A 12352-nucleotide genomic window follows, 5' to 3' on the forward strand; every position below is an offset into this window, starting at 1 on the left:
ACCAGGTCCGCGACGACGCGGGCGACGCCGCCGTCGACCGGCTGTGTCATGTGGAGCACGGTCAGCCCGGCCAGTTCGTGCAGGTGTTGCGGCATCGCGCGCCGTCTCTCTCTCGGCGACCCCGTGGAGCCGAAGTCCGGTCAAGTCCCGCTGCCGCGCGATCGGGCGGCGATCAGCGGCTGCGTGCAGTCAACGAATCCCATGCCTGTCAGGTAATCCCTAAGGCACAGGAATGCACGCTGGCAGACGGGACGGCGTGAATCACGTAAGGCGCGCGGGCCGCTGACCAGGCCGGATTTCTTATGACCATCGCATCGCCAATGTTGACGGGACGTCAACACGCGTACGCGCGGTACACCCTTTCGCCCCTATGCCTGGCGTGCCGCGCCACCCGTCTCCATTCGAGTGAAGGATCATTACCAACGGGCGTCAGCGCGGTTGGGCAGACTGCCCCTGGTACCGGGGGCAGTCTCTCCTCGAAGGACCAACCGTGATCAAGAAGATCCTCGCCACGGCCGCCGTCGCGGCCTCTCTCGCGGGCGTCTCCGCGGCCGTCGCCCCGCAGGCGATGGCCATCGGTGACTCCACCGGGACCACCACCGCCAACGGCAACGGCTCCGAGCAGGCGTACGGCAACACGTACACCAGCGGCTACATGAGCCCGTCCTTCGCGCTGATCCAGGGCTCGCTCAACAAGCCCTGCATCGCGCTGCCGGCCAAGGCGAACCTCGGCTCGCTCATCGGCCTGGTCCCGATCAGCGTCCAGGACATCAACGTGCTGTCCTCCCCGCAGAACCAGCAGTGCACCGAGAACTCCACCCAGGCCAAGGGCGACGAGGCGCTGTCGCACCTGCTGGACAACATCCCGATCCTGTCCGGGAACGGAACCGCGAACCACTGATCCGCGCCCCGCGGACTCGTACGGCCCCAGCACGGCACGGCCCTTCGCGGCCCCGGCCGCCGGCACATCGCGGCGGCCGGGGCCGCGGCTCTTTCCGGACCGAATGGGGCCGGCGGTGTATCTTTTTCCGGCACGGCTCTTTCCGCCGCGCATTCGCCACGCACATTCGCCACGCGCTTTCGCCGCGCAGGGCTTGCGTCGCCGGCCCTTCTCCCGGGTCCATTCGGGTGGTTAGTGCGCGGCGGCCCGGGCCGGAGAGTTGCCTTCGGTGATCGCGGGTCGTTAGCCGCTCGTAACCGCGTCCAGGGCACGGAATTGTGTGCCCGGCCATCACGAAATCCGTGCTGGTGCCCGACGCCACTTACGGAAAAGGAGCCACCCGTGAAGTTCTCGAAGGTCGCGGCCGTCGCCGCCGGCACGATGCTCGCGATGGGCGTCGCCGCTCCCGCGTTCGCCGACTCGGGCGCAGCCGGCGCCGCCGCCCACTCCCCGGGCGTGCTGTCCGGCAACGTCATCCAGGTGCCGGTGCACATTCCGGTCAACCTCTGCGGCAACACCATCGACATCATCGCCCTGCTGAACCCGGCGTTCGGCAACTCGTGCGTCAACGCCAGCGCCTGACATCGGCCTGTCGGGCCGCGAGGTCCTGAACAGGACCGCCCCGGACCGCCCACCGCGGCCGGGGCGGTGCGCCACGGGGAGCCGCGGAGCCACCGCGGGTGTCCCGGTACCGATGCGACTGACAGCGAAAGATGCGGAGAAGAAGAGTCGATGCGACAGATCCTGAGCCGGAGCCTGGTCACGGTCGCTGCCGCCGGCAGCATCCTCGCCGCGGCGGGCGGCTACGCGAGCGCGGACACCGGCGCGGAGGGCGCCGCGACCGGCTCGCCCGGCGTGCTGTCCGGCAACAACGTCCAGGCCCCGGTCGACGTCCCGGTGAACGCCTGCGGCAACACGGTGAACGCGGTGGGCGTCGGCAACGCCGCCTTCGGCAACCAGTGCGCCAATGAATCGCACAGCGTCCATGCCGATTCCGGTGACGGGGCACGGGCAGACGCCTATGGCGTCGATGAGGGCAGTCGAAGCGTGGCCACGGGTTCACCCGGGGTACTGTCCGGGAATTCCGTGACCATTCCGGTCCACGCCCCGGTGAACGCCTGCGGAAACACCGTGGACGCGGTGGGCCTGCTGAATCCGGCCATGGGGAATTCCTGCGTCAACGGCCAGCAGGCGTCCTCCGTCGCCACCCCGCCGCCCGGCACCCCGGACACGCCGCCGTCGCCGCCCCGGGTGAACACCCCGCCGGCCACCCCGGACCTGCCGCCCGCGCAGCCGGGCCGTACCCACCGGACCCCGGTCCCGGTGGGCCACCCGCAGCCGGGGCTGGCGGACACCGGAATGAGCGCCGGGCAACTGGGCGCGGCCGGTGGCACGAGCGCGGCCCTGCTGGTGGGTGGCGCGATGCTCTACCGCCGCGGCATGCGCCGCCCGGCGTACGCGGGGCGCAGGCACTAATGGATTCCGGTCGCGGGCCGGGAATGGCTCGATAAGCCGCGCTTAACGGGCCGGTCTCCACGGAAAACGCGATCTGATTTCCGGATGCGAGTATCGCCTCCGCGCCCTCTCACTTTCGAGTGATTGTCCGCCGGGTGGTTCGCGCGTCGTTTCCGTTGCTCTCCGTGGTCGTTGTCCATGCCGAAAGACCGCCGACGCACTTCGGCGTCAGCTACTGAAAGGGTGGCCAGTGAAGTACTCGAAGGTTGCAGCGGCTGTGGCCGGTTCGGTGATGGCGGTCGGCGTGGCCGCCCCCGCGTTCGCCGACAGCACGTCGACGATGCCGACGATGCCGACGAGCATCAACGGCGGTGTCGACCAGGCCCTGGCCCAGCAGCCGCTGCAGAAGGCCGTGGACGACGGCAAGATCGGCGACCTGCTCGGCCGGGTCACCGGCGCCGCCCAGGAGCTGCGCGGCCAGACCTCGGCCGACTCCCTGCTCGGGCAGGCGACCGACGCGGCCAAGAGCGGCGCGCTCTCGACGGTCACCGGCGCCCTGCCCGGCGCCTCGCTGCTCGGCGGCCTCCCGCTCGGGCTCGGCAGCTGAGCCACCCGGCTCCGGCGCTTCCGGGACGGCCCGGCGCTCTTGGCGCCCCGTTCTGGGGACTCCCCCTTCGGAGTGAATGCCCGGAACCAATCCTCGTGGGAGCGGTTGATCAGATCGCTCCAGACCTTCCGAAAACCGTGCATTCAAGCACCAAAAAAGGGACAACCATGATCAAGAAGATGCTCGCCGGTGCTGCTCTCGCCGCTTCCGTCGCCGCGATCGGCGCCACCGCCGCGCCGCAGGCGATGGCCCTCGGCAACGACAAGGACACCACCACGGTGAACGGCAACGGCGCCGAGCAGGCCTACGGCAACACTCGCACCGGCGGCACCCAGAGCCCGCAGATCGGCCTGGTCCAGGGCACCCTGAACAAGCCCTGCATCGGTCTGCCGGTCAAGGCCAACGTCGGCTCGCTGATCGGTCTGATCCCGATCACCGTCCAGGACGTCAACGTGCTGGCCAACCCGCAGAACCAGCAGTGCGCGGAGAACTCCACCCAGGCCAAGGGCGACGAGCCGCTCTCGCACATCCTGAGCAACATCCCGGTCCTGTCCGGCAACGGTGCGGCCAACGGCTGATCACAGCCCTGACCCCCGCCCCATCGCGGGCCGCCGGCCTTCCCCCCGCCGGCGGCCCGTTCGGCGTTTCCGGACCGGGCGGCCAAGCTCAGCAGCCGCCCGCACCCGCCGCGTTAGGCTGCGGCGATGGCCAAGACGACGTACTACACGGCGACGAGTATCGACGGTTTCATCGCGGACGAACACAACTCGCTGGAGTGGCTGTTTGCCTGCGGCAGCGACGGCGACCGGTTCGGGCCGTTCTTCGCGGAGGTCGGCGCCTTCGCGATGGGCGCCACCACCTACGAGTGGATACTGGAGCACGAGGCGCTGCTGGCACACCCGGAGAAGTGGCGGGACTACTACGGCGCGACGCCCTGCTGGGTCTTCACCCACCGCGACCTGCCGGCGATCCCCGGCGCCGACCTCACCTTTGTACGGGGTGAGGTGCGACCGGTGCACGAGGCGATGGCCGCGGCTGCCGGCGACCGGACGATCTGGCTGGCCGGCGGCGGGGAACTGGTCGGCGCCTTCGCCGACCAGGGGCTGCTGGACGAGATCGTGCTCGGTGTCGCCCCGGTGACGCTGGCCGCGGGCGCGCCCGTCCTGCCGCGGCGGCTGACGTCGGAGCGGCTGGCACTGGTGGACGTCCAGCAGGCAGAGCAGTTCGCCTATCTGACCTACGCGGTGCGCCGGGCCTGAGCGGGCCACCGGCGAGGCTCCGGCCTGAGCGGCCACCGGCGAAGCCCCCGGCCGCTGTGCGGTCCGGGGGCTTCGTCCTGCTGATGGAGCAGCCGGTGCCGGAGGTCAGTTGAGCGTCAGCGGCGCGCTGTCGTCGGCCGCGTCCGGGTCGAAGGGCGGCCGGTAGCTCCCGTCCGGGCTCCAGGCGATGGCCGCTGTGCCCTGGGCGCCCGGGACGACCGAGTCCACCCGGACGGTCAGGCTGAAGGCGGTCACCTGTCCGGCCGGGACGAAGTAGCCGGTCCGGCAGAGGTACGGGCCGTGGGCGGTGACCACCGGGTCGTCCTGCTGCTCCGGTTCGCAGTTCGCGGACGAGCCGGTGACGGTGGTGCCCGGCGGGGGTGTGACGGTGAGGGCGAAGTCGTCGCCGCTGCGGTAGTAGATCGTCGCGGGGCCGTTGTTGGCCAGGCTGAAGTCGAGTTGCGCGGTCGCGCCCTGGGCGGCCTGGGCGGTGGCGCCGGTGACCGCGAAGTCCGCGGTGTTGTCGGCCCGCAGAGCCGTGATGCGGCTACTGGTGTAACCGTCGGCGAACTGCGGGGCGATCTTGCCGGCCGGCGCCGTACTCGGCTGCCCGGGGTCGAGCACGGTCAGCGCGAGTGTGTCGCCCCTGCCCTGCTTCCAGGTGCGGGCCGCCAGCTGCTGCTTCATGTACGGGTCGCCCTGCGCCGCCGTGTACGTGTCGAGGTACGTGTAGTACGCCGTCGAGGTGACGTTCAGCCGCACCGGGCTGGCCAGGGTGGTGTGCTCACCGACCTGGAACGGACCGGCGAAGGTGCACAGCGCCTCCTCGGTCTCCTTGTCGTCCGGGAGCGAGCTGTACTTGCAGTTGGCGAAGTGCTGGGCGAAGGTCAGCCCGGCGCTGGCGGTGAGCAGCAGCTGCGCGTTGGCCGCCGGCCGGTCGCCGACATTGGTGAAGTCCAGCGGTTCGTCGACCGTCGAGCCGACCGCGAGGCCGGTGTGGTCGATGAGCGGGGCCTGGCTGAAAGCCGGTCCGCCGATCTGGACGGAGCCGCTGCCGCCGACGATGGTCGCGTTGTCGGCGGTCCCGCTCACCTTGTACGAAGCGGCCGCGCCCGGTGCGACGCCCGGGCGGGCGGTGACGGTCAGGTCGGTCTCGCCGCCGATGAGGGAGCCGGCCGGCAGGTCGTCGGCGTAGAACCACTCCGAGCAGGTGCCGACAAACTTCACGACCGTGCAGTTGTCGGGGAAGGTCACATCGGCGATCTTCGCCAGGGCGCGGGCGTCGATGGTGAGGGTGGCCTGGGAGTTCACGCTGGTCGCGTCGGTGGTGAAGAGCGGGCTGATGTCGACCTCGGTGGTCGTGCCGGTGGCCGCGGCGGTGCCGACCGCGACCGGTTGCGGCGTCTGCAGGGTGATGACGGGACCGGTGGTGTCGGCGGTGGCCGGGGTGACCCCGGTCAGGACGCCGATCGCCGCGGTGGTCAGTGCCGCGGTGGCGAGCGCCGCGGTTCGGCGGGTGGCAGGCAGTTTCATTCGGCGGGATCCCCCCCCATGGGAACGGGTGCACAGCTCACCCACAGCGTAGGGTTCGGCCACCGAATGCCTGCTCGAATGTCTCCGAGTGACCGCCGTCCATGGCCAAAGCTTTCCAGGAACCTTGCGTTCCGCTGCCGAGGCGGCCAGCACCCATGACGGGACGGCCGGGCGGGCAGACGTAAAACGGCTCGGGGCGGACAAGCGCTCCCGGGAGATGTGTACTGACCTGCGGCTGCCCGTCCTGCCCTGCTTACGGGTATGTTGCCTAGGGCAAGCAAAGACCCTGGAGGAAGAGTCCCATGAGCGCCCAAGCAGATGCCGCCTCGACCGGCACCGCGGCACCACCGGCGGCGTATTCGCACCGGCAGATTATGGTCATCCTGTCGGGGCTGCTGCTGGGCATGTTCCTCGCCGCGCTGGACCAGACCGTCGTCTCGACCGCCATCTACAAGATCGGTGAGAGCCTCAACGGGCTGACCGCGCAGGCCTGGGTGACCACGTCGTTCCTCATCACCTCGACCATCGCGACGCCGCTGTACGGCAAGCTCTCCGACCAGTACGGCCGCAAGCCCTTCTTCCTCTTCGCGATCGCGGTCTTCATCATCGGCTCGGCGCTGTGCATGCTGTCGACGTCGATGTACATGCTCGCGGGCTTCCGGGCCTTCCAGGGCATAGGCGCCGGCGGCCTGTTCTCGCTGGCCTTCGCGATCGTCGGCGACATCATCCCGCCACGAGAACGAGCCAAGTATCAGGGCTACTTCATGGCCGTCTTCGCCACCTCCAGCGTCCTCGGCCCGGTGGTCGGCGGCGCGCTGGCCGGGCAGGACCAGCTGCTGGGCATCGACGGCTGGCGCTGGATCTTCCTGATCAACGTGCCGATCGGCGTCGTCGCCCTGATCGTGGTCGGCCGGGTGCTGCACGTGAAGCACGACCCGCGCAAGCACCGGGTGGACTACCCGGGCGCCGTCGCCCTCATCGTCGCGCTGGTGCCGCTGCTCATCATCGCCGAGCAGGGCCGCGAGTGGGGCTGGGGCAGCGCGACCGCCTTCGCCTGCTACATCATCGGCGCGATCGGCATCGTCGGCTTCCTGTTCGCCGAACGCCGGGCCGGCGACGAGGCCCTGCTGCCGATGCGGCTGTTCCGCAACGGGGTCTTCTCGCTCGGCTCCGCCCAGTCGGCGATCATCGGTATCGGCATGTTCGGCGGCATCACGCTGCTGCCGCTCTACCTCCAGCTGGTCAAGGGCAACTCGCCGACCAAGGCGGGCCTGCTGACGCTGCCGCTGGTGATCGGCATCATGATCCTGTCGATGGTCTCCGGCCAGGTCACCTCCAGGACTGGCCGCTACAAGATCTTCCCGATCATCGGCTCGGTGCTGCTGGTGGCCGGCATGCTCATGCTCTGGCAGATGAGCGCGGACAGCGGTCTGCTCTACGTCGACGCCGCGATGTTCGTGGTCGGCGCCGGCCTCGGCTTCAATATGCAGACCATCGTGCTGGCCATGCAGAACGCGGTCCCGCCCCGGGACATCGGCGTGGCCACCTCCTCGACCACCTTCTTCCGCCAGATGGGCGGCACGCTGGGCGTCGCGGTGTTCCTGTCGATCGTCTACTCGCTGGTCGGCGGCAAGATCGGCTCGGCCTTCGCCGACGCCCGCGGCAGCGCGGCCTTCCAGCAGGCCGCCAAGGCCCATCCGGACCAGCTGAAGACGCTCACCTCGGCGTCCTCCGGCGGCACCGGGACGCTCAACAACACCTCCTTCCTCGGCCATATCGACCCGGTGCTCGCGCATCCCTTCAAGGTCGGCTTCACCGAGGCCATCAACGTGGCCTTCCTGGTCGGCGCGGCCGTGCTGGTGATCGCCTTCGTGCTGGCCTGCCTGATGAAGGAGGTGCCGCTGCGCACCACCGCGGCGGCCTTCGCGGAGAAGCCGGAAGGGCTGGCCGGTCCGACCCCGGACGACACCACCGCCCCGGCCTCGTAGACGCAGCTGTCGCAGAACCGTGGGTTTCGAACGGATCCCGGGCGAAGGCGGCCGGGTGATCGTGGCAGGACTGGACGGCTCGGACTCGTCCTGGCGTGCCACCGCTTACGCGGTGGGCCTCGCCCGGCGCCAGGACGCGCTGCTCGTGCTCGTCCATGTCCTGCCGCTGCATGCGAGCGCCATGCTGGCCGGGGTGGCGTGGATGCTCGCCGATGACGACCTGGCGCTGGCCGAGGAGTTGCGGCGCCGCGTGGTGGAGGGCCTCGCCTGCACCATCGAGGCCCGGCCGCTGCGCTGGGAGTTCCACATCCTGCGGGCGCCCGACGTGGTGGCCGGCCTCACCCGGACGGCTGACGAATTACGGGCCGACAGCGTTGTCATCGGGGCGTCCCGCGGCCTGCGGCACCGCCTCTTCGGCTCGGCGGGGGTGCGGCTGGTCAAGGACGGGAGATGGCCGGTGATCGTGGTGCCGTGAGGCGGGCCGCGGCGCGGGCGCCCGGCGCTGCGGAGCGCCGGTCCGCGGCGCCGGGTGCCGGGGGCTGTGGACCCCGGGTCCGCGACGGGGGCCGAGGGTACGGAACCCCGGCCGCCGGGGGCCGGGGCTGGCCGGCGGTCCGGGCGGCCGGGCTGCGAGGCGGGCCGGCGGTCCGGGCGGCGCCGTCACGACGGCTGCTGGGCGAAGTCCTTGGTACGGATGGTGGCGAAGGAGATCACTCCCGCCGCGAGCGCGATGATCGCGCCGACCAGGAAGATCTCGTTCAGGCCCGAGGTGAAGGCGGACGCGGTCAGCTGTCTGACCGGGCCGCGGTCCCGGGCGGGCAGGGTGGCGAGCGTCTGCTGGACGGTGCCGGACTGGATGGCGGTGGAGATCTGCGACGACCGCCCGCGCAGCCCCGGGATTGAGTCGATGTGGCCGGTCACGAACGACTTGATCTTGCTGGAGAACAGGGTGCCCAGCAGCGCGATGCCGGTGGCGATGCCGATCTGCCGGAAGGTGGAGTTGATGCCGGAGGCCATCCCGGCGTGGGCCGGCTGGACGACGCCGACGGCGGTGGAGGCGAGCGGCGGGTTGACCAGGCCCAGTCCGGACCCCGACACGATCATGCCGGGGATCAGGTGGGTCCACTGGCTCGACGCGTCCAGACCGCGCATCCACAGCAGCCCGCCGCCGACCAGCAGCAGGCCCGGCCCGATCAGGAAGCGGACCGGAATCTTCGACGAGAGCCGTCCCGAAATCGTGGACATCACCAGGATGCCGCCGGAGATCACCAGCAGCCGAACGCCGGTGCCCAACGCGCTGAAGCCGAGCACGTCCTGCACATACAGGACCAGGTAGAGCAGCAGCGACAGCAGGGACGCGCTGAGGCCGAAGGCCGCGACCAGGCCGCCGCTGAAGGTGGGCTTGCGGAAGAGCGACAGGTCGAACATAGGCTGCCGGCTGCGGGACTCGACCAGCACGAAGCCGGCACCGAGGACGACCGCCCCGGCGAGGCAGGCGATGACGACCGGGTTGCTGAAGGACTTGCGGCTGGACTCGATGAGCGCGTAGACGAGGCTGGACAGCGCGGCGGTGAACAGCACGAAGCCGGGCCAGTCCGGACGCCGCGCCTGCGGGTGCCGGGTCTCGGCGACCTTGAGCAGGGTGATCACCACGGCGACCGCGCCGATCGGCAGGTTGACGAAGAAGATCCACCGCCAGGACAGGCCCGTGGTCAGCACGCCGCCGAGCAGCGGTCCGATGGAGACCGCGAGCCCGATGATCGTGCCCCAGACGGCGAACGCCGTACCCCGGTCCTTGCCGCGGAAGGCTTCCGCCAGCAGGGCGAGGGACACGGAGAACATGATGGAGCCGCCGATTCCCTGCAGGCCCCGCCACAGTTGCAGCATCAGGATGTCGTTGGCCAGACCGCACAGCAGCGACGCGACGGTGAAGATCACCAGGCCGATCATGTAGAGCAGCCTGCGGCCGTACATGTCGGCGAGGCTGCCGGCCGTGAGCAGCAGCGCGGCCAGCGTCAGCGCGTAGGCGTCGACGACCCACTGCAGGTCGGAGAAGCTGGCGTGCAGGACGTCCTGGATGTCGGGCAGCGCGACGTTCACGATGGTGATGTCCAGCAGCAGCATGAAGGTGCCGAGGCAGACCGCGGTCAGCGTCCACCACCGGTTCGCCTCGGGCGGGGCATGACGTGTCCCGCGCCGGCCTGAGGGAGCGGGCGCCGGGTCCGATGCGTGGGAGCCGTGCGGTACGGGCGCGTCGGGCTCGCTGTCAGGCATGCTGATTCCTCTTGTCGGCTGTGTCTTCTCGGCTGTGTCTTCTTTTTCTTCTTTGTCTTCTGTGTCGGGCTTGCTGGCTTTCGTTCGTTCTGCCGACTATCTCGCCCCGGAAGTCCGGACCAAACGATCACCGCGCCGCGCCGTCGGGCGAAATATGGTGTCCGCTGTACGGCTCGACGTTGCTCGGCGAACCAACCGGAGGGTGTCCGTGGCGGCTGGCACGGTGGACCAGGGGGCGGGCGACGGGCCGATCGGGGCGTTGGTCGGTGAGCTGCGCCGGGCCGGCGTCGGCCAGGTGGAGGCCGGGACCCGGCGGCGGGCCGAGTACGGGGCGGACGCGTCGAACTACCGGGTCGTCCCCCGGGTGGTGGTGTTCCCGCGCGAGGAGGCCGAGGTACTGGCCGCGCTGGAGGTCTGCCGGCGCGGCGGCGTGCCGCTGACCGCCCGCGGCGCCGGGACCTCGATCGCGGGGAACGCGGTGGGCGAAGGGGTGGTACTGGACTTCTCCCGGCACATGAACCGGGTCCTGGGCGTCGATCCGCAGGCCCGGACCGCGCAGGTGCAGCCCGGGGCCGTACTGGACGCGATCACCGCGGCCGGTGCGCCGTACGGGCTGCGCTTCGGGCCCGATCCGTCCACGCACGCGCGCGCCACGATCGGCGGGTCGCTCGGGAACAACGCCTGCGGGGCGCGGGCCTTGGCGTACGGGCGCACCGCTGACAACGCGGTGGAGCTGGAGGTGGTCACCGGCAGCGGGGTGCGGTTCACCGCCCGGCGGCGGGGCGGGACGGCCCGGGCGGCCGGGCCGGAGCGCGAACTGCTCGCCGGGCTCGACACGCTGGTGGGCGGCCGACTCGCGCTGATCAGGACCGAGTTCGGCCGGTTCACCCGGCAGGTCTCGGGCTACTCCCTGGAGCACCTGCTGCCGGAGAACGGCGCCGACCTGGCGAAATTCCTGGTCGGCACCGAAGGCACCCTCGCCCTGCTGCTCCGAGCGACGGTACGGCTGGTCGAGGCCCCCCGGCACACCGCGATGGCGGTGCTCGGCTACCCCGACATGGCCGAAGCGGCCGACGCGGTTCCGGCGCTGCTGCCGCACCGGCCCGTCGCGCTGGAGGGGATGAGCTCCCAGCTGGTGGATGTGCTGCGGACGCGGCGCGGCCAGGGAGCGGTGCCGGCCGGCCTGCCGCGCGGCGGCGGCTGGATCTTCGCCGAGACCGCCGGTGACAGCGCGGCCGAGCGGTCGCCGCGGCCCACCGGCTGGCCGCCGACGCGGGCTGCCTGGACGCGGCGGTCGTCACCGGCGCGGCGGCCCGCGCGCTGTGGCGGATCCGTGAGGACGGCGCGGGCCTCGGCGGCCGCACCCCGGCGGGCGACCCGGCCTGGCCCGGCTGGGAGGACTCCGCGGTGCCGCCCGGCCAGCTGGGCCCGTACATGCGCGAACTCACCGCCCTGATGCGGCAGTTCGGGCTGGACGGGCTGATGTACGGCCACTTCGGGGACGGCTGCCTGCATGTACGGATCGACTTCCCGCTGGCCGAACGCCCCGCCGTCTTCCGGGACTTCCTGCGGGACGCGGCGGCGCTGGCCGGTCGATACGGCGGCTCGATGTCCGGGGAGCACGGCGACGGGCGGGCACGCGGCGCGCTGCTCGGCCATATGTACTCCCCCGAGGCGCTGGAGACGCTGGCCGCCGTCAAGCACCTCTTCGACCCCGGCGATGTGCTGAACCCCGGTGTCATCGTGCGTCCCCGCCCGGTGGACGCCGACGTGCGGCTGCCCGCCGCCAAGGCCCCGCTCGGCCCGCTCGCCTACTCCTACCCGCACGACCGCGGCGACTTCGCCACCGCCGTGCACCGCTGCGTCGGAGTCGGCAAGTGCCGTGCGGACGGCACGGGTTCGGGTGCCGTGATGTGCCCGTCGTTCCTGGCGACGCGGGACGAGAAGGACTCCACCCGCGGCCGGGCGCGGGTCTTGCAGGAGTTGGCCAACGGCAGTCTGGTGACGGGCGGTTGGCGCGCACCGGAGATCGCCGAGTCACTGGACCTGTGCCTGGCCTGCAAGGGCTGCGCGAGCGACTGCCCGGCCGGGGTGGACATGGCCACCTACAAGGCGGAGGCCCTGCACCAGCGCTACAAGCGGCGGCTGCGGCCCGCCGCGCACTACGCGCTGGGCTGGCTCCCGCGCTGGGCCCGGCTGTCGGCGCGCGCCCCGCGGCTGGTCAACGCGCTGCTGGGCCTCGGCCCGCTGGCAGCGCTGGCCCGGTGGGCCGGCGGCCTCGACCGGCGGCGCCCGC

General features: G+C 71.2%; 12 protein-coding genes and 1 pseudogene. 10 read left to right on the forward strand and 3 right to left on the reverse strand.

All coding sequences use genetic code 11. The features are described 5' to 3' along the window. The first annotated feature begins 490 nt into the window (after positions 1-490). The 3 genes from GA0115240_RS14230 (at position 491) to GA0115240_RS39020 (ending at position 2416) form a co-directional block, all read left to right on the forward strand. Entirely contained in the window at positions 491-901 is a 411-nt protein-coding gene (locus GA0115240_RS14230; RefSeq protein WP_093737046.1) for a rodlin, read from the forward strand. A gap of 381 nt (positions 902-1282) precedes the next feature. After that, positions 1283-1522 carry a chaplin gene (locus tag GA0115240_RS14235; RefSeq protein ID WP_093737047.1) on the forward strand — a complete coding sequence of 80 codons (240 nt, stop codon included), beginning with the start codon at positions 1283-1285 and terminating at the stop codon, positions 1520-1522. A gap of 150 nt (positions 1523-1672) precedes the next feature. After that, positions 1673-2416 (forward strand): chaplin, encoded by a 744-nt coding sequence (locus GA0115240_RS39020; RefSeq protein ID WP_093737048.1) that lies wholly within the window; start codon positions 1673-1675, stop codon positions 2414-2416. 207 nt (positions 2417-2623) lie between these two features. On the opposite strand, the gene GA0115240_RS38100 is transcribed toward GA0115240_RS39020, so the two are convergent. After that, positions 2624-2758 carry a hypothetical protein gene (locus GA0115240_RS38100; protein WP_256069804.1) on the reverse strand — a complete coding sequence of 45 codons (135 nt, stop codon included), beginning with the start codon at positions 2756-2758 and terminating at the stop codon, positions 2624-2626. Between GA0115240_RS38100 and GA0115240_RS36885 the strand changes: the two genes are divergently transcribed. From GA0115240_RS36885 to GA0115240_RS14255, 3 genes are all read left to right on the forward strand, one after another. After that, the gene (locus GA0115240_RS36885) at positions 2745-3002 is read left to right on the forward strand and encodes a hypothetical protein (protein ID WP_176725074.1); all 258 of its coding nucleotides are present in this window, start codon (positions 2745-2747) and stop codon (positions 3000-3002) included. The genes GA0115240_RS38100 and GA0115240_RS36885 overlap by 14 nt on opposite strands. 167 nt (positions 3003-3169) lie before the next feature. After that, positions 3170-3580, forward strand: coding sequence for a rodlin (locus GA0115240_RS14250; protein ID WP_093737049.1), 411 nt, complete (start codon positions 3170-3172; stop codon positions 3578-3580). Between the two features lie 126 nt (positions 3581-3706). Continuing rightward, on the forward strand, positions 3707-4261 hold the full coding sequence (locus GA0115240_RS14255; RefSeq protein ID WP_093737050.1) for a dihydrofolate reductase family protein: 555 nt from the start codon (positions 3707-3709) through the stop codon (positions 4259-4261). A 105-nt stretch (positions 4262-4366) separates the two neighbouring features. Here GA0115240_RS14255 and GA0115240_RS14260 read toward each other — a convergent pair whose 3' ends face one another. After that, entirely contained in the window at positions 4367-5794 is a 1428-nt protein-coding gene (locus tag GA0115240_RS14260) for a hypothetical protein (protein ID WP_093737051.1), read from the reverse strand. A gap of 302 nt (positions 5795-6096) precedes the next feature. On the opposite strand from GA0115240_RS14260, the gene GA0115240_RS14265 reads away from it, so the two are divergent. Then, a complete protein-coding gene (locus GA0115240_RS14265; protein ID WP_093737052.1) occupies positions 6097-7782 on the forward strand; it encodes an MDR family MFS transporter in 1686 nt (561 codons plus the stop codon). A gap of 55 nt (positions 7783-7837) precedes the next feature. After that, positions 7838-8257, forward strand: a complete 420-nt coding sequence (locus GA0115240_RS14270; RefSeq protein ID WP_256069805.1) for a universal stress protein — start codon at positions 7838-7840, stop codon at positions 8255-8257. A gap of 185 nt (positions 8258-8442) precedes the next feature. On the opposite strand, the gene GA0115240_RS14275 is transcribed toward GA0115240_RS14270, so the two are convergent. Beyond that, the gene (locus GA0115240_RS14275) at positions 8443-10056 is read right to left on the reverse strand and encodes an MFS transporter (protein WP_093737054.1); all 1614 of its coding nucleotides are present in this window, start codon (positions 10054-10056) and stop codon (positions 8443-8445) included. Positions 10057-10210: 154 nt separating this feature from the next. On the opposite strand from GA0115240_RS14275, the pseudogene GA0115240_RS38105 reads away from it, so the two are divergent. Together GA0115240_RS38105 and GA0115240_RS38110 are read left to right on the forward strand one after the other, a co-directional pair. Continuing rightward, positions 10211-10756: pseudogene (locus GA0115240_RS38105) on the forward strand (FAD-binding oxidoreductase); the annotation flags it as partial. A 581-nt stretch (positions 10757-11337) separates the two neighbouring features. Next, a partial coding sequence (locus tag GA0115240_RS38110; RefSeq protein WP_237554868.1) for an FAD-binding and (Fe-S)-binding domain-containing protein occupies positions 11338-12352 on the forward strand: 1015 nt, incomplete at its 3' end.

Origin of the sequence: Streptomyces sp. DvalAA-14 (assembly GCF_900091855.1) — a bacterium.
Lineage (GTDB): Bacteria > Actinomycetota > Actinomycetes > Streptomycetales > Streptomycetaceae > Actinacidiphila.